The 24,791-nt window shown below is 46.1% G+C and carries 3 protein-coding genes; all 3 read right to left on the bottom strand.

Annotated features, from left to right (window positions below; genetic code table 11):
* Nucleotides 1-7: 7 nt before the first annotated feature.
* Nucleotides 8-10,141 carry a non-ribosomal peptide synthetase gene (locus MHB41_RS01970; protein WP_217008887.1) on the bottom strand — a complete coding sequence of 3,378 codons (10,134 nt, stop codon included), beginning with the start codon at nt 10,139-10,141 and terminating at the stop codon, nt 8-10.
* 63 nt (nt 10,142-10,204) lie between these two features.
* On the bottom strand, nt 10,205-14,041 hold the full coding sequence (locus MHB41_RS01965; RefSeq protein ID WP_061110386.1) for a non-ribosomal peptide synthetase: 3,837 nt from the start codon (nt 14,039-14,041) through the stop codon (nt 10,205-10,207).
* 43 nt (nt 14,042-14,084) lie between these two features.
* Nucleotides 14,085-24,785: a non-ribosomal peptide synthetase gene (locus MHB41_RS01960; RefSeq protein WP_217008886.1), complete on the bottom strand. Its 10,701-nt coding sequence runs from the start codon at nt 24,783-24,785 to the stop codon at nt 14,085-14,087.
* Nucleotides 24,786-24,791 lie beyond the last annotated feature (6 nt).

Genomic DNA, 24,791 nt, shown 5'->3' with positions numbered 1-24,791 from the left:
TCTCCTCCTACATCCAATCCAAAATCTGAATCTTGTTTTCTTCAGTCCAAACGCCGACATCCCCTGTCGGATAGAGGTATTCACCAGTTTGATGTTTGAATGGATGCGGAATTTTATGCGTCTCCATCCAATCGGCAAGCTCCCCGCAAAGTGCTTTGATGTCCTTTGCACCGATAAAAATATCTCCAGGAAATCCTACCGGCATGAGCTGATGCGCTTCGCTCAGGACATATATTTCCGTTTCACAGGAAGGATCATGCACACCTGAATAGACCTCTTCTTGATCTGGGTACAGCACGCTGACTTGTGCATTTTTCGCCCAATCGGTGATCATCCGCTCTTTTTCTTCATTCGTGACGATCGTGAAGGAAGAGAGGGGTGTCTCCATTTGTTCTGTCATGGCTTCAAGTGTGTGGATCAGCTGCTGCATCAGCGATTGTATTTGCTTTTCTGTATATTGATTGAAGCGGTATGTGACCCGCAGCTCCAGCCTCTCTCCCGGAACTGCCACAAGGGTCAGGTCATAGTTCGTTTCTTCATGACTCTCAATGTCTAAAATGCGTACGCCGTATGGCTCGATAGATTCAATCGGATAGTTTTCAAACACGACAATGCTGTTAAACAATGAATCTCCATTCGGAATGTGGGTCAGCTGCTGAATATCCGGCAGTACGGTATATTCGAATTCCCGCATCTGAAAAACTGTGTCCTGTGTATGTGCCAGCAGCTTGGAAATGCTCCACCCTGGCGTGATCGGCAAACGGAGCGGCAATGTGTTTATAAAGAGCCCTGTCATGCTTTCAACCTGTGGTAAATCCGCCGGCCGTCCTGATACTGTCACTCCGAACACGACATCCTCAGATCCTGAATGAAGATGCAAAAGCAGCCCCCATGCTGTCTGAATCAGGGTGCTCATTGTCACCTTCTGCGTGCCTGTCATCTCTTCGAGTTTCTGCTGCATCTCGGGCGTTAGTTTGATACTTAGCTGATCAACACCTGCTTCTTGATCCGAAGCATGCCCGCCGTCTCCTGGAAGCGGTGTAGCCTCCTCTACTCCTGACATATAACCTTTCCAGAACTCTAGCGCCTTCTCTTGATCCTGCTTTTGCAGCCACTCGATAAAATCTTTATATGGACGTAAAGCAGGAAGATCCATCTCCCGTTCATCCACAAGAGAGCGATACAAAGAAAAGGATTCTTCAATAAAGCTGAACAAGCTCCAGCCATCAATTAAAATATGATGAAAGCTAAAAACAAACGTGCATGTGTTTTCATCACGATGGAATAAAGCAATACGAATCAGCGGTTCATCCGTATCTTCTAGTTTGAAATCCTTTGACCGATCTGTTTGCAAATATTGCTGAATGGCTTCCTTCTGATCCATTTCACTCAGGTGGCGCACATCGTGCTGAGTGAGGTGAATACTTCCTTCTGATTGAATCAACTGAACAGGCTCCTTTAGCCCTTCCCAAGCAAATATTGTCCGCAAAATCGAATGACGCTCTACTAGCAGATTCCATGCCTTTTCATAGGCTGCGCCGTCCGTTAAGCCTTCGAGCGTCATATGCACTTGACCAAAATACGCCTGTGACGCTTGATCTAATAATGCATGAAACAGCATCCCTTGCTGCATTGGAGATAGTGGATACACATCCACTACACCATCTGGAAGCTCATCGATTTGCTTTTGCGTCAGCTGAACCATTGGAAAATCAGATGGCGTAAAGCCGCCTTTTGTCTCTACACAATGCGTCAGAATATCCTCCATTTTTTCTTTGAACCTTTCAGGTAACAGGCGCACCTCTTCATACTGAAGCAGTTCACGATGGATCATAAAATTCATCTGAAGCTGACCGTTCACAACATATCCGTACACATCGATCAAATGCTGTCTTTCTGCTTTTGGATCATGTACAAGTCCATTTCGTTCATCTGCTAAATAAAGATATGCTTCACCGTCTATTTGATCTAACTGTCCAAGATAATTAAAGCTCATCTGCGGCGCTGCCTTTTTGAGTAAACGAGATGCTGTCATGTATTGAAGCAAGCCATAGCCGATTCCCTTTTGCGGCACAGCTCTTAAGGTTTCTTTGACATCTTTGATTTGTCTCTCAATATCGGTTTGAATAAAAGGAATAAAAATAGGATAAGAGCTTGTAAACCATCCGACTGTTCGTGACAAATCCATCTGTTCAAATAAATCCTCGCGTCCGTGCCCTTCTAATGTTATGAGCAGCGGCTTTCCAACGGCTTGCGTGAGTCCGGATAAGAGTAAATCGTTTACCTCTGTTCGGTACGCTTGTGATGCCTGCCTTAGTAAAATATCTGTTTGATCCTTCGTCAATTGAATAGACAAAATCTCTGCATGTTCTTCTATATTGAAAAGTGCAGGTGTTTGAAAAGGAGAACCCTCTTCCTCTTGGCTCGTGATCTTTTGCCAAAAAGGAACCTGCTCTTGTAATTGATCGGTTTGTGCGTATTCATAAAGAGCATCTGCCCACTGCTGATAGGACGCAGTTTTCTTTGCAAGCGCGATTTCCTGCCCTGCCGCAAGCTGCTTCAGTCCATTTAATAGGTCTTCCTGTATGATGCGCCATGAGATTCCATCCATCACAAGATGATGGGCAGCGATAAAGAGTTCAGACGTACCATTACTTGTGTGAAAAAGAATGGCTTTGATTACTTCTCCCCGCTCTAATGACAACGTTTCTTGACAAGCGGCGGTCTCCATGCGGATTTGTTCCAGCGCTTCCTCATGAGAAACACTCGTCAAATCAAAGAAGGTGACACAAGGGGTGATGCCAGGCGCACGAATGGTTTGAATCCATGATCCATCTGCTGTTTTTGTATACATCGCTCTCAGCATATCGTGATGATCGACAATTTTTGAGAGAACCTGTGTCAGCTGCTTTAGCTGTATAGATTGCTTGAATTCCATATGCGCTGATAAATTCCAATAATCTTGGTTTGTCATTGATTGCTCAAAGAACCATGATTGTATTGGAAGCAGACGAACATCTCCTGTGACAGGCGATTGATCATAGGACGCAGCAGCATCTGACCTTTTCATAGCGAGTGCCAGCTGTGAAATCGTCTGTTTTTCAAATACATCTCTCGGCTGAATGACATAGCCTTCCTGTGCTAAGCGCGCCACCATTTGTATGACAATAATCGAATCTCCGCCAAGCTCAAAGTAGTTATCATGTACGCCAATCGAAGGCGTACCGAGCAGCTGAGTCCACACTTTTTCCAGTACGCGTTCTTCCTCACTGAGTGCCATGTCAGCCGGTTTGTCCACTTCTTCCTGTCTCCACTCTGGCGGCGGGAGACGTTTTTGGTCTACCTTGCCATTTGCCGTGAGCGGGAGTTCCTCCAGCTCTATTAATAGGCTTGGCACCATATAATCTGGCAGTATTTCTTTTAATTGATAACGAATGTCTTGCGTGGTCATGCTGCCCTTTTGGACAAAATAACCGATCAATCGCTTGTGACCACTCTCATGCTGATGCGGAATGACCGCACATTCTATGATGTCTTCAAAGCGCAGCATGGCGGCTTCAATTTCTCCGCATTCGACGCGGTGTCCGCGAATTTTTACTTGATGATCAATTCTTCCAAGGCAGTCGATGATGCCGTTTGGCAGCCAGCGGCCCATATCGCCTGTTTTATATAAACGCGCTCCTTCTTGGAAAGGATGCGGGATAAATGATTGCGATGTTTTTTCTTCATCTCCAATGTATCCGAGTGCAAGCCCTGTACCGCCTACGTAGATCTCTCCAATGACACCTTGCGGAACCGGCTGCAGCTGGTCGTCTAGTACATAGGCCTGTGAATACGCAATTGGCTGACCGATAGGAACCGAAGTCTGCCCCTCATCCACTGCCCGAATGTGATGCACACAGGAGAACGTCGTATTCTCAGTTGGTCCATAGCCGTTTAATAGGCCTTCAGGTAAATACGGCAGCGCTTTACGGATATGAGCAGCTGACAAAGCATCACCACCGACCAATAAGGCATCGAATCCAGATAAAGCTTCTGGATGTTCCTCTGTTAATCGGTTAAACAGCGGTACTGTCAGAAATCCTGTTGTGATCTTGTAAGATGTCAGCGTGTCAGCCAGTGTATCCATTGATAAGATCGTATTTCGATCGGTCAGTATCAGCCTTCCGCCGTTGAGCAGGGCTCCCCATATTTCATACGTAAAGGCATCAAAGGAGAAGCTCGCGATTTGCAAAATACGCGTTTGTTCATTAAGGGTGACATAATCTGTTTCACATACAAGCCGGATGACCGCTTGATGCGGAATTAAAACTCCTTTTGGCTGACCGGTTGATCCTGATGTGTAATTGATATAAGCGAGTCCATCAGGTTTTAAAGCAGCAGACTTGAGTTCTGCCTCTGATAAAAACTCTTCATACCCCTGATCAAGACAAATGAGCTCGGTTTGACTGATCGAGACTTGTTTCAGCCATTCATTTTTTGTCAGTAACAGCTGAATACCTGTATCCCTCAGCATATAATCAATGCGTGCATCTGGATATTCAGGATCAATTGGGACATAGGCCCCGCCTGCTTTCACAATCGCCAGCACCCCAAAAATCATTTCAGGCGACCTGTCAATTAGAAGCCCTACTGGTTCATGCGGCTTCACTCCTCGCTGCTGCAGATAAGCGGCAAGCCGGTCGACTTTCTCTTGTAACTCCTGATACGTCCACTGTTTTTCCCCAGATTCGAGGGCGATCGCATGAGGTGTTTTTTTCACCTGCGCTTCAAACCGTTCTGTGATGAGAAGCGGGCCTGCTGGTTGTTCTGTGCTGCCGCTCCATTCATAAAGCAGCTGATCCCTCTCTTTCTCTGGCAGGTAATTCATTTGTCTGATTGGCTGTGCTGGATTTTCACAAATACACGCAAGCAGCTGCTCGTAGTAAAGAAGGAACCGATCCATCGTGTCGTCAGAAAATAAGTCTGCATCATACTCCAGTTTTAATTGAAGACCCTCCGCCCCTTCAAAAACAAACAGGGATAGATCGAACTTGGCCGTATCATTATCTTCAATGGCTAAAACGGATGTCGCCTCACCCATCGGAGGAGCTTCAAGGGGCAGGTTTTGCAGAACAAACATGACCTGAAACAGCGGCTGCCTGCCAGCCTCACGTACAATATTCAGCTCATCTACCACCATCTCAAACGGCACATCCTGATGCGCATAGGCGCCCATTGTTGTTTCCTTCACTCGCTCTAATAGCTCTGTGAAAGCCGGATTGCCGCTATGATCAATCCGAAGTGCCAGTGTATTCACGAAAAATCCGATGAGCTGCTCCATCTCCGTCCGATTTCTCCCGGCAATGACGGATCCAATGACAAACTCATCCTGTGAAGACAATCGATGCAGCAAGATAGAGAAAGCCGAAAGTAATGTCATATAAAGGGTGCTGTCTGTATTTTTAGAAAGAGCAGCCAGCTGGTCAGACAGCGGCTTCGACAAGCGGTATTTTTTCGTTTTTCCCCTATAGGATTGAACGGCCGGACGCGTGTAGTCATACGGCAGCATCAACTCTTCCACAGGTACCGCAAATTGCTCCTTCCAATAGGAAAGCTGCTTCTGAAGCGTTTCTCCCGTCAAATACTCCTTCTGCCAAAGTGCGTAATCTGCATATTGAATCGGCAGCGGTGAGAGATCAGGCTCCCTCCCTTCGATCATCGCTGTATACCACTCGGACAGCTCCTTTGCGGCAATGCCAATCGACCAGCCATCTGACACGATGTGGTGAATGGACATCAGCAGCAAATGATCTGTGTCTGACAGCCGAATTAGTTTCGCGCGAAAAAGTGCATCATGCTCTAAGCGGAAAGGTGTGCCCGCTTCTTTTTTCGCCCACTCAGCCGCTTTTTGTTCTTTTTCTTCCTGTGATGAAAGATCTGATATATCGACAACCTCAAGCGCTGGAAGAGTCATATGCTCATGTATGATCTGTACCGGTTCATCGCCGTTCATTGCAAAGGATGTTCTGAGTGATTCATGCCTTTGCACCATTTGCTGCAGGCTGCGCTGAAGCACCTTTACATCTAAAGGTCCATTCATCCGAAAGGAAATCGTATTATTGTATAATGGCAGATCAGGCTGTAATTGATAGAGAAACCACTGTCTTTGCTGAGCATAGGACATCGGAAGCTCCTGACCCTTTTCTATTTTCCGTATCGGAATCGCTTCATCGGCTTTGGCATGTGAATCAATCCAGTCGGCTAACTCTCCAAGTCTCGTATGCTCAAAAAGAACAGCGAGCGGCACGTCAAATCCCGTTTTCTGTCTAACAGCAGACAGCATTTGCGTTGCCTTGAGCGAATGACCTCCGAGTAAAAAGAAATGATCACCACAGCTGATGTTTGAGACATCAAGCAGTTCGGACCAAATATGTGCCAAAAGTTTCTCCGTCTTAGTTTGAGGTGCTCTGTCCTCTGAACCCTGTCCACTTTCTTCTATTAATTCATTGAAATGCACTTCGTCCGGCATCCCATCCTCTGTTTCTTTCCAGTATTCTTCAGGATATAGATGGACGGAATATTCACCAGAGAGACGAGACTGTATACACGTATAAATGGATTGATACAGCCTTTCTTCAAAAGCCTTTGTTTGATCGGTTTTGAAAAAGACATATACGGCCTGCTCTGTTTGTATTTCCCCTTGTATCATCTCTTGAATTTCCTGCTTCGACCGATCCAGCCCGATATAAATGAGAGGAGCATCTGTCATCAAGCATGCCAGCATTGTTTGAATGCCCGCCCGTTTTGGAATCGGGAGATAACCTCTTTCTTTTAGCATGCCTTTGATCATTGAGCCTTCACTCATTCCGGTCTCATCCCACATGCTAAAGCTAAAGCAATACGGCTTTACAGTAGATGTCAGCCTCTGATAATGAGCAAATTGTTCAACGAACTCATTGGCCGCGCAATAAGCGCCAACGGTCATCCCGCCCTTTAACGTTCGAGCTGACGAGCTGGAAAGGAATAAGACATTGTGCCGTTTAGAGGCAGCTTCATGAAGCGAAATCGTGCCATATACCTTCGCTTCGTACATCGCATGTAATGAAACAGACGTCATGTCACGAAGCAGCTCTTCTTGAATGATGCCAGCGAAATGAATAACGCCATGCAGCCTTTTGCCTAAAGCCGTCTCCTGTTTTGAAATCAGGGTTTCAATGGCTTTTGCGTCAGTAATGTCTACTTTTTCATAAAGAACTGTGCCGCCGCGCTTTTCCGTTAGATTCTCAAGTGAAATCAATACGTCATGCTGCTCCGCAGATAAAGCCTCTCGCGCCTTTCTTCCAACCAGCACAAGATGCGCTTGATAGGATGTCAGCAGGTGCTCACTCAGCATTCGTCCAATGCCGCCAAGCCCGCCTGTCATCACATAAAGCCCGGAAGATTCAAATGGCGGTTTCTTCACCCTTTGTTCTTTTTCTAGATGAAGCGGTGTTAAAAGAGGAGTATAACGAACACCTTCGCGATAAGCAGCGATATGATGGCTTGTGTCATGTGTAAGCTCTGTCATGATCGATGATGCATGAGAACGGCCAGCATCGGGTTCTGTCAGAGAAAAATCAAGACACCGCACCTTGATAAATGGCCATTCATGCTGAACAGCTGTCATCAGTCCTGCTGTCGTTGCTTTCTCCACATCATGTGTTTGATCTTCCGGCAAGTTCATCGCATGAGCAGAGACAAAGGTGATCTCTACCGGCTCCTCATAGGCAGCGATCGCTTTTGTTACATATAAGGCACTCATGCTGCCAGTTTTCTGTGCTTCTTTTGCCAACGCTGCATGAAGTGTGTCTTCTTGAGTTGTGTAGTTCCAAAGGTGAATGATTTGTTTCACCGAAACGCCATACGAACGGAGTGTCTCAAAGAGTTGTTCGTAGTCAGACGGCCGATTCGGGTGGATGATGAAGTGTGTATGTGTGAGTTGTGTGAATGCTTGACCCGGTTCAACCGTAATATACGTTTGTTCATTGCTTGAAAGGGATTTTAATTGATCTGCCAGCCCTAATGTGTCTGCAAAGATCACCATGTTCCCTGCTGTTTGTTTTTCAGCTTCATGAAGCGGAGCAGGTGTCCACTCCTTTTGTAAACTCCAATCAGGCAAGGTGTGTTCATTTTCAAGTCTAATGTCCAGCTCCTTGATGATTTCATCAAATTCGCCTTCCTGCCATCGCCTCTTAAGCTGTGCCCTTTCTATTTTTCCAGAGCTTGTTTTCGGAAAGGCATGCTTCTGGACAGGAATCACGCGCGATGCAGACAGCCCCATTTTTGTCGCAATATGGGATTTAATATCCTGACTTGCCCTCATAATATAAGAAGGTTCATACAGCTTCGGTGTAAAAAAGAGAATCAGCTCGTCGGATGCAGATGCTTCCATCCGGGCGGAACAGGCCGCTACAAAGCTCGTTTCGACGCCGGGTACTTCCTCTCCAATGACTTCTATTTCATAGTTGTGATAATTTTTCCCGTTGATGATGATCATGTCTTTTTCTCTTCCGGTTAATGTCAGCCTTCCTTCGTGCAGAAAACCTAAATCCCCCGTGTGAAACCAGCCGTCTGTTTGAAAGACTTCTTGATTCGCTTCGTCATTCTTGTAATAGCCCTTCATTGTCGTCGGCCCTTTAATTTGCACACTGCCAATATGATCTTCGGGAAGAAGCTCATGCTGATGATTCACGATACGAATCGTGATACCCGGAATCGGTCTTCCCAGCTCTGTAAAGCTGACGGTTCCTGTCTCACGTGCCTCCGCTGGTCTTAGCTGCTCTGTGAGTGATGTTTCCTCAAAGGTTAGAACCCCGCTGCTTTCATCTCCCCGCTCTATCGCAAAAGAGAAGACAACGGCTGAAGAGATTTCAGACATGCCGAATGCCGGTCTAATGACGTCTCCCTTTAAGCCGTGCGGAGCCAGCAAGTGTAAAAATCGGTGAATCGTCTTCGGTACGACCGCTTCTGCCCCATTGATCATACAAGTCATAGCAGAAAGATCCCAAGATCCTGACGAAATGTCTTTCTCATAATCATTGATCATCGCAAATGCGAAGTTAGGCGCCCATGTTTTCGTTGCACGGTAGCGGTCCATCCAGTCAAGCCAGCGCAGCGGCTGAGCGATAAAGTCATCTGTTCTTGCCCGAACCTGCTCACAGCCCGTGTACACATTGACTAGGTGAAACATCACAATACCGCCAATATGATCTAAAGGCATCCAGTCTAACGACACATCCTCTTGTGTAAACCCATTGGCTGCCACTGTTCCTTTGACATTCGCCAGCACGCTTCGATGAGAATGTTCTACGCATTTGGGCATCCCTGTACTTCCAGACGTTAAGATAAAAAAGACTGAATCATCCGGTGACGCGGGATAAGCTTCTATATCTCTTGCTAAAGAAAGCATCGGCTCAACGGCTGCAACACGTAACTTGTCTGTATGCCACAATAAAGCTAAGCCTTGCACCTCATCAATCAGCGAGTCATCTGTTAAAATGAGCGGATGCTCCAGCAGGTGCCACGCATGATGAAGTTTCTTCACGGAGGCATTCATTTCCCGATAGGTCGGTGCAGCGGACACTAGTGTTGGAACAAATCCGCCTAACACACACGCCCAAAAGGCTGTTATCATCGCGTGATTGGATGAAAACTGAAAGAACACAGGATCACCCGGTTCAAGTCCTAATGCCCTCAAACCTGTCAGAACCCGCTCAGCGTCCTCCTTTAACTGCGTGTAGGATTGCGTGAGTTCATTCTCACTATTGACGATATAAGTCAGACCATTTGTCGTTTTTGCCGCCTCTGTTAAGGCGTCCTGTAAGGTTTGGGCTCCTGCGTTAACATCTAGATCCCCTCCATAGGAAAGGGCGGGCGGCATGTCCGCTAAAGCAGGGGAAGCCGTTTGCGTCTGTATCGATTCAGCTGCGGCCTCCTGCTCCATGTGATTGTCGAGAAATAAATGAGAGAGGTGATATGGCCGCGGTCGAATGGTTTTTTCACGAGAAAAAACAGCGAAGCGTTCGATTTCGTTGGTTTGTGAAATGGTTCTCTGTACATCTTGTAAAATCGTATCCATTGTTTCATGTACATTTGGTTCGTTCATAATTGATGGTTTCATATGAGTTCCTTTCCTTTTTTGACAGGCAGGGCTGCCAATATGCACCCCTGCCTGAACTAAAGTTTACAAAACGGCTTCTCTATTTTTTTGATTAATTATCTTTTGGATCAGCTGGGCATTTTGAGCTGCACATTCTTTGTTTTTGAACATGTCAGCGTGCTCACCGTAGCCTTGATAATAGCGATAAGCACCGGTGGTCGCTTCTTCCCAATGATCCATCCAATCTGGAATCTCAATTTGCTCTTCTGATTGGATGAAATCAATATCTGCTTGTATCTTTCCTTGATTCACCCCCTTAACAAATGTTTCATAATAGGCCCTCGTTTTTTGAGCAAGCGCTTCTTGAACGAGCTCTCCTTGGGCAAGTTCACTTTGCTTTGATTGATGGACAATCGCTGCGATATCGTCATCGATGGATCGTCCTTCTAAATCACTTTCTCCAATTTTCTTATAGGAATCGATCATGATGACCTTTTCCACCGTCCGTCCTGCTTGTTCAAGCGATTGAACGAGCTCAAAGGCCAGATAGCAGCCGCCAGAGTAGCCCATCAAAGTCAGCGGTCCTTCAGGCTGAAGGTGCTGGATATGATGAACGTATTGCGTCATGCGGTGATCAGCTTCAATAAAGTCAAAGGCGATCAAACGAACGCTATCAAGCGTTTTGGCGGCTTCCTGATAGATAAAGCCGTAGCCAGGTAATGGCGGAAGAGCAAAGACTGTTGAAGTTTGAGATTCATTGAATACAAGATAGCCGGCAGCTTCATGATCCTGCTGTTGAATATAACGGCTGATGGCTTCAATTGTCGGCGTCTCAAACAGCAAGTGAATAGGCACCTGAACATCGAATTCCTTCGACACCTTTGATAAAAGCGACATCGCTTTTAAAGAATGTCCGCCAATCTCAAAGAAATGGTCATCTGTACTGATATCATCTCGTTCAAGCACTTCACGCCACATGACAAGCAGCTTTTGTTCTACCTCATTGGCCGGAAGCTTCACATGGCTGTTTCCTTGAGGCGCCTCTGGCTTTGGCAGCTGACGTTTATCAACTTTTCCATTTGGTGTCAGCGGCATTTTCTCAAGTCTGATCAGCTCATGAGGCTGCATGTATGCCGGAAGTTTCTCCTTCAGCCCTGACTTGATCACATCCACTTTGTCCTTCCACTCATCCTCACACGTCATATAGGCGAGCAGTCTTGTATGCTGCGACGAGCCATGCTGATCCGTTATAAGGGCAGCTTGCTTTACGCCTGGATGCATGAGAAGGTGGGCTTCAATTTCTGTCAGCTCAATTCGGTGTCCGCGAATTTTCACCTGATCGTCCACTCTGCCTACATACTCAATCAGACCGTCTGCTCGAAAATAAGCCAAATCACCCGTACGATACAGCCTTTCTCCCGCAGCAAATGGATGTGTGATAAAGGCTTCTTTTGTCAGATCAGGACGGTTCAAATATCCCTTCGCAAGTCCTTTGCCGCTGAGACAAAGTTCTCCGACCATTCCAATCGGCTGAAGCTGTCCTTGCTGGCTCAATATATAAGCACCCGTTTGGTTAATCGGCTTTCCGATTGGAATAGAATAAGCTTCGATCGGCGGAGCTCCATCTACAGGATAATAGGTGGCGAAAACCGTTGATTCAGTTGGGCCGTAGACATTGATTAGTCTGCCTTTCCCCATGACATCAAAGGCTTTTCTCACATGCTGTACAGATGCACGTTCCCCTCCGAACAGCACCTTGCGCACACTGCGCATCCAATCAGTTTCTTCATCAACGAGAAGATTAAATAAAGCAGTTGGAACAAACATGACAGAAATGCTTTCTCTTTTAATCAGCTCCGTCAGTTCGTGCATATCTAAAATGGTGTCTTTTTTCGGCAGGACAAGCTTTGCTCCGTTTAAAAGCGCACCATATACATCAAAGGTAAAGCCATCAAATACGCTGTTGGATAGCGACAGCAGTGTATCTGTTTCTGAAATGGTTAAGTAGTTCGTATTTTTGACCACCCGGGCAATATTGGAATGGGTTGTCATGATGCCTTTTGGCTGACCTGTTGTGCCTGATGTATACATGATATATGCCGTATCGTGTAAACCTGCTTCCAGCGGCAGATTCTCTGAGCTCATTAGTGAAATCTCCTGATCATCTGCAAACAGATACGTGCCATCAAACGCGAGTCCCTTCGCCTGACCAATAAAGGATGAGTGAGTCAGAAGGTGCGTTGCTCCGCTGTCTTTAAGCATGTATTGAATGCGGCTTTCTGGATAATCAGGATCGATTGGCACATAGGCTGCGCCTGCTTTTAAAACAGCAAGCAGACTGACAATGAGTTCAGGCGTTCGATCGGCTAAAATGGCGATGACCGTTTGATGTTCGGCTCCATTTTTTTGCAAATGCCTTGCCAATCGATTGGCCTGTTCATTCAGCTCGGCATATGTCATCGTCTGCTCTTCTGCTGATAGCGCCACTGCATTTGGCTGTTTGCGGACATTATGCTCAAACCATTTCGATAAATACAGCTGGTCATGCTCAAGCTCAGGTGCATTCCATTCCTCAAGAATCAGCTGTTTTTCCTGTTTTGTGACGAGTGGGAGTGTATGAATCGATTGATCGGGATGCATGACCGCCTCATTGATCAATAGGCTGAGCTGTTCCTTTAACGTGTGAACAAATTGAGGATCAAACGCTCTTTGGTTAAAGGCAAGCTTCAATAGTAATTCTTCTCCAGGCGATGCGAGCAGATTGAGATCATAGTTTGATTTTTCATAGACATTCATGTCCTCCACCGTGAACCCTAACCGTGCCTCTTGCTCGTCCTTCTTTGCAGCTGGGACATTTTCAAACACGACAATATGATCAATGAGCTGCTGCTGACCTGTCTTTGCTTGAATATCATAAATCGGAATATATTGGTGCGGCTCGGCTGCAAGAGACTGCTGCTGTGTTTCTGACAGGAGCGCACGAAATGTCATGTGATCTGTCAGCTGAATTCTTCTTGGGATGACATTGATGAACAATCCAACCATCCTGTCAACACCAGCCAAATCTGCCGGACGTCCTGACACAACTGTTCCAAACAGCACATCATTTGACCGCTGATACCTGCTCAGCAGAACCGACCAGACTGATTGAAGCGCACTGCTTAACGTCGCATTTTGCTGCAGCGCTAACTCTGATAAAGCGGCCGTTTCTTCTTTGCTCATGGACCACTCAATTTCGCCTAATTCATGTTCATTCGTCTGTTTCCGCTGCTCTTTAAAGGTCGATTGTCCATCAAACCCCGCTAATGATTGCTGCCAATATTGAAGTGATGCTTGCTTATCTTGTTTTTCCAGCCACTTTATATATTCTTTATATGGTTTGACCGGCGCTAACTTGTAAGGGACGTCATGTAAAAGTGCATGATAAATCGCAAATAACTCCTGCACCACAAGTCCAAAGCACCAGCCATCCAGAAGGATATGATGATAGCTCCATATCCAGCGATAGCTGGCAGGGCCCGTTTGGAAAACAGATGCCCGCATGAGAGAATCCTTCGAGAGGTCAAATCCTCTCAGCTGATCCTGTTGTTTGAATTTCTCTATACGTTCAAGCTGTTCGTCTTCAGAAAGATCTTGCAAGTCCACAACATCAAGTGTAAAAGGACGTTCTTTTAGTACAACTTGGACAGGGCGCTTTACTTTTTCGTGGAGAAACACGGTACGAAAAATATCGTACCGCTCCACGATGATATTCATGCTTTTCTCAAGTAAGTCATAACGCAGTGTGCCCTTAACGTTCATATCCATTTGCTCTACATAAAAGCCCTTTTCTTGATGATGGAGGGTATGAAACAGCATTCCTTCTTGCATCGGTGACAGATAATACATGTCTTGAACTTGATCCCTTTTAAATTGACTCATCTATTTCATCCTCCCTTCCTTTTTTATGATTCATCTCGTGTTGTTAAGTCAATTTCTCCTCAAGCATGTCAAAAATGTCGTCCATTTCATCCATTTCAAGGTCAGCCGCAGAGAAGTCACTTGGCGTAAATTCCCGTTCTTGCTGCGCTAAGCAATGAGTGATGATGGATTGAATTTTCCCCTTCAACAATGCCATGAACTGCTGTATCGTCTGTTCTTCATATTCACTTGCACAATAGGAACAAGATAAAATGAATCGATTTTGTTGAACAAGACCACTAAGGTTCAGCTTATAAACAGCTTCCGAATCAGGGCTTGCTTGTCGTCCCATATCATAAGTCGACGGCCCAAAGAGTTCTGTCGTCACTTCCTGATCAATCTGTCCAAGATAGTTCAAGCTGATTTCAGGATGTACGTGCTGTCCTGACGGTTCAGCGGCTGTCATGTATTTTAAAATCCCGTAGCCAATTCCTTTATTTGGCACACGCCGCAGCATTTCTTTCGTTCCTTTAATAGCATCAGCTATGGTCTGATCCGGCTTCGCTTCAAGAACAACTGGATACATACTCGTAAACCAGCCAATCGTGCGAGAGACATCCAGCCCTGATAAAATATCCTCTCTACCATGACCTTCAAGCTGCACATGTACATGGGACTCACCTGTCCACTCTTGAACAGCAAGACCGAGAGCACATAAAAGAATATCGTTCATTTCCGTAGTGTACGGCAGATGAATATCGGTCAAAAGATGCTCAGTTTCTGTTTCTGTCAGCTGCATTTGAACTGATTTGGTTTCGGCAACTTTTCTTTTTGTCACTTTATGATCAACAGGTAATGCGGTTAATGGTTTGCTTTCAATTTCTGCCCAATACTCCTGCTGACTTTTTAAAGGCTGTGACTGTGCATAACGTTCAATGGCCTCTGCCCATTCTTTAAAGGAATGAGTTTTCAGCGGCAGGACAAGCTTTTGTCCCTGAACTGCCTGCTGATATAGAGACATAAAGTCCTCTAGTAAAATCCGGCATGAGACACCGTCAATGACTAAATGGTGTGTCACGATGAGTAAATGATCGCCATCTTCTGCATGGAAACAAATCACTTTCATTAACGGACCTGTTTCGAGGTTCAGCTGACGCTGATACTCATTGGCATATGTGGAAACAGCCTTTTTCACGTCGTGCTCTTTTGAGACATCATGAGAAATAATCGCCAGCGGTTCCATGAGCTCCCGCTGGTTGTATTGCAGGATGCCGCCATGTTCCTGCTTATATACCATACGCAGTGCATCATGATGTGAAAGCAGTTTTTTCATGACTTGTTCTGTAATGGAAAGGTCAAATCCATTTGGTGCATGAAGCATCATCGAGAGATTCCAATGGTGCTGATCGCTGAATGCTCGTTCAAAGAACCAGCGCTGAATCGGTGTTAAAATGACTTCTCCTTCGACAGGTGATTGGTCGGCTGTGAGAAGATCGGCTTCTTCAATATATGGGCGAAGCTCCGCAATCGTTGGGTACTGGAATAGAAGTTTCATATCGAGCTTCCAGCCTGCTTGCGTGAGTCTGCTTGCCATTTGGATGCCTTTAATGGAATCTCCGCCAAGGAAGAAGAAGTGATCGTGGATGCCGACTTGGCTGACGCCAAGGACATCTTCCCAAATGCCGCAAAGCAGCGTTTCCACTTCATCTCTTGGTGCTTCGTATACCGTTTGGTTCGCTTCGATATCAGGTGCTGGCAATGCTTTGAGATCGATTTTTCCATTGGCCGTCATTGGAAATTGATCTAGTTTTATGATCCATGATGGCACCATATAGTCTGGTAACGTGCGTTTCAGGCTTTCTTTTAAGTCCTCTGTATCTGGATCGTTCTCTGTGATCACGTAAGCGGCAAGGGCCTCGTGATCACCCGCATCTTTGACCGTTGTCACGACGGCTTCTTTGACCGAATCCAGCGTCAAAAGCTGCGCTTCAATTTCTGACAGTTCAATCCGGAAGCCGCGGATATTGACCTGATGGTCTATTCTGCCGAGATAGATCAGCTCGCCATCCTCTGTCCATTTCACTAAATCCCCTGTGCGATACATGCGCTCGCCTGGATAAAATGGATCTGGGACAAATCGTTTGTCAGTTTCCTCTGGAAGATTCCAGTAGCCTCTAGCTAGCCCTTTTCCTGCAATCACGAGCTCACCAGGTACGCCTGGCGGCGACAGGTCGTATAAAGAACCCATGATGTAAAAACGTGTATTGGCAATGGCTGTTCCTATCGGAAGCGTGCCTTGTTCTGGATCGATTATTCCGCTTGTCGCTACGACTGTATTTTCAGTCGGACCGTAGTTATTGACGAGTTGATATGGAACCGACTTTACCTGTTTCAGCTTATCTCCGCCTGTTAGTAAATAACGCAGAGAATGGTTGTCCATTGACATAAACTGCTCGCATAGCTGCGTTGGCAGGAAGGCAATGGTGATCCCTTTTTCATTGAAATACGCATTGAGCTTGATCATATCAAGACGAATCGCTTCGTCGATAATGTGCAGCTCTGCACCGGCGATCCACGTCGGGAACATCTCCCAAATGGAAGCGTCAAAGCCAAAGCCAGCATATTTCGCAGTTCGATCGTCTTTCGTCACTTGGAACGCATCATTGTGCCAGAATGCAAGATTCACAAGGGACTGGTGCTCAACCATGACACCCTTCGGCTGTCCCGTCGTCCCAGACGTGTAAATCATATAAGCGAGATCCGTTGGCTTCACATGAAGCTGAATCTCGTGAGCTTCTCCTTCTACCGCATCTTCTATGAACAGGACATGACCTGTAAATGAAGATGGTGCAGTGAGCCCTTTTTGCATCAGAAGTACCTCTGCACCGCAGTCTTCCAGCATGTACGCAATGCGCTGCGCTGGATAATCTGCATCAATCGGAACAAATGCCGCACCTGCCTTGAGAACGCCAAGAACAGCTGCCGTCATATCAAGGGACGGACGGGTGAGAATGCCGACGCGGTTGCCTGGTTTTGTGCCGTTTCCGATGAGTCTTGAAGCGACTACATTGGCCCGATGGTTCAGCTCTTTATACGTCCAGCTCGTTCCGCAGAAGACCGCTGCTTTTTGGTGCGGTGCTTCTTGTGCCTTAGCCTCAATCAGGGCATGAACGGTTTGATTTGATGGGACGTCAAGGTTTGGTCCTGACCATTCATTGATCAGCTCTCGTTTTTTCTCTTCAGTAATGAGAGATAGCGCTGAAATCGGCTGATTCAGCTTAGCCAGCATATCGTCTATGATTTTTTCAATATACATGCTCCAGCGCTGAATGGTGCTCTTTTTAAACAGGGCCGCCGCATACTCAAAGCGCAAGCCCACTTGGTCATTTTCTTCAAATACACCGAGCGTTATATCAAATTTTGCATGAACGGTATCTTGCTGCTTTTGCGACAGCTTGAGTCCATTCAAATCCGGTAACGTCAGGTCACGGTCATCTGTTGTCAGCATGACACTAAACAATGGATTGCGGCTCGTGTCTTTCGGAAGATCTAACTGAGCCACCAATTCCTCAAACGGGAATTCTTGATGTTCATAGGCTGACAGGCTGCGATCTTTCATTTTTTCAAGCAGCTGCGCTGTCGTTTCTTCTGGCTGCACTTCGTTTCGAAGAGCCAGTGTATTGACAAACATGCCTGGAACCCGCTCGATTGAAGCATGCGTACGTCCTGCGGTCACTGCGCCTATGACGATATCTGTCTGCCCAGTTAACTTGGAAAGGAAAATAGCAAATGCCGTTTGCATCACCATGTTCAAGCTCACACCTTTTTCCGCCATGAGCGTTTTGATGGACTGCACCTTTTCAGCAGACAACCATCTATCGACTCGCCCTCCTTCAAATGACTGAACTTGAGGACGCGGAAAATCAAGGGGCAGTGCTAAGTCTTCCGGCGGCTGTGCATATTGCTCCAGCCAATACTGCCGCTGTTTCTCAAGCAGCGCCTGCTGCTTTTCTTCCTGCTGCCATACCGCAAAATCCTTGTAATGCAGCTGAACTGGCGGTAACGTCTTTTTCTCATACAGCTCTGCGAGTTCTTGAATGAGCAGACTGCGTGTGACACCATCTGCAATGATATGGTGCATATCCATCATGAATACATATTTCTCATCAGAAAGTTTCGCCACTTTTGCCCTCATTAATGGTGCTTGATGTAATGAGAATGGTGTAATGAATGACTCGACGACAGACTGCTCCTGATCGCCCTCTATTTCAACAGCTTCTAATGTAAACGGCACTTGGCGATAGACTTTTTGAACGGGTACGCCGTCAATTTCTACAAAGGCTGTCCGGAGTGATTCATGTCTGTCGATCAAGGCTTGAAGCGCTACTTCCAGCTGCTTCACATCAAGGCTACCTTCCATCATTAACACGGCTGGCATATGATAAGTGACTGCTTCTGGATGCAGCTGCTGCAGGACATACATCCGTTTTTGAGCAGAAGAGACGGGATAGAAATCTTGCTTTTCCGCTGGCTGAATGGATGTCACCACCGAAGAATCTGTTTCTTCCAAGTAGGCTGCCATTGCCCGTATGGTTGGTTTTTCAAAAAGGACTTTGAGCGGCACATGCTTGTTCAGCTTTGCTTGCACCTTCGAAATGAGCACCATGCCCTTGAGGGAATGACCTCCCAATTCAAAGAAATGGTCAAGAACGCCCATTTTTTCAACTCCAAGAACTTCTGACCAAATGTCACACAGCATCTGCTCAAGTTCCGTTTCTGGTGCCGCATGCGCCGTACGGTTCATATGCACCTCATGCGGAAGCGGCAGAGACTTCGCATCCACCTTTCCGTTTTGGGTAAGTGGAATGTAATCGACTTTCACAAAGTATGTTGGAATCATATAATCCGGCAGTGTCTCCGCAAGATTTTCTCTAAACGTCAGTGTTCCAATGTGTTCAGGCGCTGTGTAATAGAGTGCAAGCTCCGGCAACCCGGACAGGTGCAGGACTTTTACATAGACTTCTTGAATAGATGCCAGTGCACGTGCGGCATGCTCAATTTCCTGTTTCTCAATGCGATAGCCGCGGATTTTCACTTGGTCATCGACTCTTCCAAGAAACTCAATATCTCCATTTGCATGCTGTCTGACCAAATCCCCTGTGCGATACATTCTCTCTTGAGGATCATATGGATTTTCAAGAAAACGTTCCGCTGTTAATTCAGGCTGATTCAAATATCCTCTCGACACGCCTTCTCCAGATATATAAAGCTCTCCCGGCGCGCCATAAGGGACAAGGCGCTGCTGCTGATTGCATACGAGCGCTCTTGTGTGAGCAATTGGCTGTCCGATCAAAGATCGTTCCTTCAAAGCGTCCAGCTCTTGCGGTGTGATCAGCTTGGTCACTGTACCAATGGTTGTCTCAGTCGGACCGTAATGGTTCATGACTGCCACGCATGGATGCTGCATCATAAATGTCTCAACATCCTCAGGGATCACCGGTTCTCCTCCAAGTACCACCAGACGTAAAGCGTCAAATGAATGTTCCTTAGAATCTGCCATCATATGAAATAAGGATGGTGTCATTTTGATATAAGTCAGCTCTTGTTCATCAATCAACCGCATCAGACGTACAGGGTCTGTATACACGTCTTCACGAGGAACATAGAGTGTCCCCCCTGCTTTTAAAACAGGGAAAATGCTTGTGTAACCAAGATCATATGCATAAGAAGAAAGCAGTGCCGTCCGATCACATTCCTGCAAGGTCACCTCATTTATCAGCCAGCTGACATAGTGTGATAGATTACGATGCGTGAGCTGTACACCCTTCGGCTTCCCCGTTGTCCCAGATGTGTAAATCACATAAGCAAGCTGATCAACCGATACTTCCGGCAATTCTAGTGGATGGCTTTGATGCACTGCTTGTTCAACCTGCACCACTTGAATCGACTTATGATTTTGATAGGAATCTGCTAGAGACTCATTTGTCACGATGACTTGTGCACCTGAATCCTCTAATGTGTAGCGGATTCGTTCAGCCGGAAAGGCTGGATCAATTGGAACAAACGCTCCTCCTGCTTTCATCACACCGAGCATAGAGACGATGACATAGACAGAGCGGTCAAGAATCAGTGCCACAGTTTGTTCTTTCTCTACGCCTCGTTTTTTAAGCTCACAGCTAAGTGCATATGACATATCCTCAAGCTCGCGGTAGGTGAGTTTTCTTTGATCATCCATGACGGCGATAGCATCCGGTGTTTCCTTCGCCTGACGTGAAAATTGGACATGGAATGGCTCATGACGATTCGTTTGCCCTTCGCCTTTTTTCTCCAAACGTTCTATTTGTTCATGCTGATCTAGTATATGGAGCAAGCCGATCTGTTCCTCTGGATGACGAACCGCCTCACGAATAATAGCCAGGAGGTGAGTTCCGAACCTGCGGACGGTCTCTTCTTTAAATAACGCCGCTGCATAGTCAAAGCTCAGCTTTAATGCTCCCTCGCGTTCAAATGCTTCTAAAGATAGATCAAATTTGACCGAGTGATGCTGAATGGCATAAGGCGAAATGTGCAGATCGCCGAGCTTTAGCGCCGGTACCTCCATGTTCTGCATGTTAAATGACACGCTAAAAAGCGGGCTCCGAGTTGTATCACGGTCTAATGGAAGATGTGCAATTAACTCTTCGAGCGGATAGCTTTGATGTGCAAAAGCGTCAACACTTGTTTCTTTTATTTCTTCAAGCAGCTGTAAAAATGTTTTGGTTTGTTCTGGTTTTCCGCGCATCGCAATGGTGTTGATAAACATCCCCGGCATGTCCTGGATATCAGGGTGTGTCCGTCCAGCAACAGGCGAACCCACAATGATATCTTCCTGCCCGCTATAGGAGGCAAGAAGCACTTGAAAGGCAGATAACAAGAACATATACATGGTCGTATCGGTTTTCTGAAGCAGCTCATGAATGCGCTGAGTCGTTGCTTGATCACAGCCAAACATGAATCGTTCTCCCGAAAAATCACGTTCCGCTGGACGCGGATAATCAGTTGGCAGCTCTAAAACCGGTAAATCTCCTTCAAATTGCTTCAGCCAATACGCTTCATGCTCCTTCTGTTTCTCCGTTTCTTCTTCACTTAGCTGCCAGACAGCGTAATCTTTATAATGAAGGACTCGTTCAGCAAGAGCTTCTCCATCGTAGGCCTTCGCCAAATCTTGAATGAATGTCTTCATGGAGCTGCCATCTGTAATGAGATGATGTGCTTCCAAGACGAGAAGATGACGATGCTCACTGACTTTCAGCAGCTGAGCTCGCAAAAGGGGTGCTGCAGTTAAATCAAATGGCGATTGACGTTCAGCAAGAAATGCCTCCGCCTCTTCTTCCTTGATGTCATGAACAGGAAGGTCAAATTCAGTCCATTCATGCACCCTTTGGACAATGTCTTCCTCGTTCATATGAAAGCTCGTTCTTAAGATTTCATGTGTTTGGATTAACTGATTAAATGCTGATTTGAGCCGCTGATATTCGAGTGTTCCTTCAAGCGTTAAGACGATCGGAATATGATAATTCGTGCTGTCAGGTTCAAGTGTCTGCAAAATATATAAACGGCGCTGAGCTGGTGATACCGGATATTCGTCCGCCTGCTCTGCTGGCAAAATAGGATGTCCGGCTTCTTCTTGACCATCCTGATCGATGTAAGCCGCTAATGAGCGAATCGTCGGCTTCTCGAAAATCACTTGAATCGGCACTTCCTTTTGAAGCACTTCTTGAACCTTTGCAGACATCATCATCGCTTTAAGCGAGTGCCCGCCAGCCATAAAGAAATGCTCGTCTACCCCAACCGTTTTCCCAAGAAGCTCCTCCCAAATGTCAGCGAGTGCCTTTTCTGTCTCAGTCTCAGGCAGAATGATTTTGATTTCCTCGCGATGCACATCGTCAGGCTTAGGTAAAGCTTTTCGATCTACCTTCCCGTTCGAAGTCAGTGCAAAGGTATCCAGCTTCATCACATGGTGCGGCACCATATAAGCTGGCAGTTTTTGATTGAATACATCTCGTACCTCTTCTTCTGTCAGTGACCCTGTGAAGTAAGCGATGATTTCCTTTTCATCTGAAGAAAGCTGCTGAACAAGTACAACTGCTTCATCTATCCCCGCTTCTTGGTGAAGCACTGATTCAATTTCACCAAGCTCAATACGGAAGCCACGAATTTTCACCTGATCATCGGCACGGCCGAGGAATTCAATCTGACCATCTGCACCATATCTAGCCAAGTCCCCCGTTCGATACATCCGTCCTGACGGCTTAAAAGGATCTGCCATGAATACTTGATCAGTCAAATCTGGACGTTTGATGTACCCTCTTGAAACACCATCTCCGCCCACATACAGCTCTCCTGGCGCTCCAATCGGCTGCAGTCTTTGATAGTCATCTAAAATATAAGCTGACGTATGATTGATCGGCTGACCAATTGGGATCGGGCCCGCTTCATCTCCTCTTACTTCGTAAATGGTCGAGATGGTTGTATTTTCAGTTGGGCCATAGACATTCAGCAAGGTAATTGACGGATGATGCTTTTTCACAAGCTCCGCACTTTTTACATTGATCACATCACCGCCGGTGAATAATGTTTTTAACCCTTTGAACATCTGCGGCCGCTGCTGAGCGAGCTGATTAAATAAACCAGTCGTTAAAAAGAGCGCTGTGATCTGTTGTGTTTGGATAAATTGTTCGAATCGGTGAATATCCAATAAAGTATCACGGTCAACAGGATAAAGCGTCGCCCCATTCAGAAGCGTAGTGAAGATTTCAAGGGTAATCGCATCAAAGCTGACAGCTCCTGTATGCGCCATACGATCCGACGTGTTCAAGCCTATTTTTTCCTGAGAGCATGCTAACCTCACAATATGCTGATGCTCAATTTGAACTCCTTTTGGCCGTCCAGTTGATCCCGATGTGAACATGATATATGCCAATTGAGATGGAGACGTCTCGACTGATAACTCCGCTTGTGAGTGATGAGACAAGCCGGTCACACAAACAGCTTTGATGCTTTCATCAACTGGCGGCTGGCTGTCAGCATAGAGCAAAACGGATACGCCGCTGTCTTCAAGCATCCAACGGATTCTCTCCTCAGGCTGAGCTGGATCAATCGGTACATAAGCAGCCCCTGCATGTAAAATGGCCAAAATAGAGATCACCGCATCTGCTGATCGGTTCATATATACCGCGACAGCATCCCCCGGCTGAACGCCGTTTTTAACAAGACTGCTGGCTAAACGACGGATTTCTTGTCCAAGCTTCTCGTATGTGAATGTTCGCTCGCCTTCGACTAATGCCGGATGGTCAGGCTGCGCCTTGATACGTTCCTCGAGCAGCTCAGGAATGGACAGATGCTTCGGATAATCTCGCTCCGTCTGGTTCCATGCTTCAATTTGCTGCTTTTCTTCTTCTGTAATACATGTCACTTCATGAAGACGTACGTCAGGATTGTGAATGATTTGCTTCATGAGGTTGGTCAGATGTTTTGATATGTTTTCAATGACCTTTTCTTCAAAAGCCATCGCATTGTATTTGAATGTCAATGTCCACGTTTCACCAGGATAGACAAGAATATTGAGATCGAAATTCGTTTGTTCAAATCCGTCCTTTACATCAATGGCAAAACCGAGACGTGCAGACATGGTGTCACCAGACAGCTCTTGATCTAAAGGATAGTTTTCAAATCCAACCAAATGATCAAAGAGCTTTCCTCCAGCAACTGTTTTCTGCTGAATGTCATAAAGCGGCATAAAATCATAGTTTTCCGCTTCCAGTGCATGCTGCTGAACCGTTTGAAACAGCTGTTTGAAGGTCTGCTCCTGATCTAATGTCACTCGAACAGGTATCGTATTGATAAACAGCCCTGCCATCCGCTCAATCCCAGACACACTTGGAGGTCTGCCTGATACGACTGTTCCGAATGTGACATCATCTGCTGCATGATAGGTGCCTAAAAGAACGGACCAGACAGCCTGAAAAAGGTTCGGTGCTGTCACTTGGCATTGTCTTGCCGCATCTTGAATGGCTTGTACGGTTTGAGCGTCCCATGTAAACGTCCATTCCCGATGATCATATTGTCCGTTCGCTTCTTTTTGCTGCAGCAGCCCTTGGTGCTGAACAGCACCATCCAGCCGCTCCTTCCAATAGTCTTCCGCTTCTTGTTTGTTTTGCTTTCCAAGCCACTGGATATAGTCCGCATAAGGCTTACCTTGTGAGCGATCCGGTGTTCGGCCGTTCCGATAAGATTCATAGTAATGAAACAGTTTTTTCATCAACACACCCATGGACCAACCATCCATAATAATGTGATGGTTGCTCCAAATCAGGTGCCAGTTTGTTTCATTTAATTGAAAAACAGCGACTTTCAACAACAGATCATTCGTTAAGTGAAATCCTTGCTTTCTCACTTGCTTTTTATATTGATCCAATACCTTTTTCTGCTCTTGATGATTCAGATGAGATAGATCTTCTCTATACACATCTATATGACGTTCAGCCAGTACAACCTGACGAGGCTTTTGTAATTGCTGATAAACAAAGGCTGTACGCAGAATGTCATATGTCCGTACGAGTTCATTGAGACTCTTTTCAAAAAGATCGAGATCAAAATCTCCGCTTATTCCAAGCTCAAGCTGTGTGAAATAAGAGGAGGAATTAGGGTCTAGCATGGCATGATACAGCATGCCCTCTTGCATTGGTGTTAAAGGATATACCTTTTGAATTTTCTGCTTGCTCATAAGTCC

Source organism: Bacillus sp. FSL H7-0578, assembly GCF_038630855.1.
Classification (GTDB): domain Bacteria; phylum Bacillota; class Bacilli; order Bacillales; family Bacillaceae; genus Bacillus; species Bacillus safensis.
This window is presented reverse-complemented; position numbering and strand designations above follow the sequence as displayed.

Bases quoted from the DNA above. Each gene is read 5' to 3' on its own strand.
- MHB41_RS01970 (WP_217008887.1), bottom strand. From the start codon at position 10,141: ATGAAACCATCAATTATGAACGAACCAAATGTACATGAAACAATGGAT.
- MHB41_RS01965 (WP_061110386.1), bottom strand. From the start codon at position 14,041: ATGAGTCAATTTAAAAGGGATCAAGTTCAAGACATGTATTATCTGTCA.
- MHB41_RS01960 (WP_217008886.1), bottom strand. From the start codon at position 24,785: ATGAGCAAGCAGAAAATTCAAAAGGTATATCCTTTAACACCAATGCAA.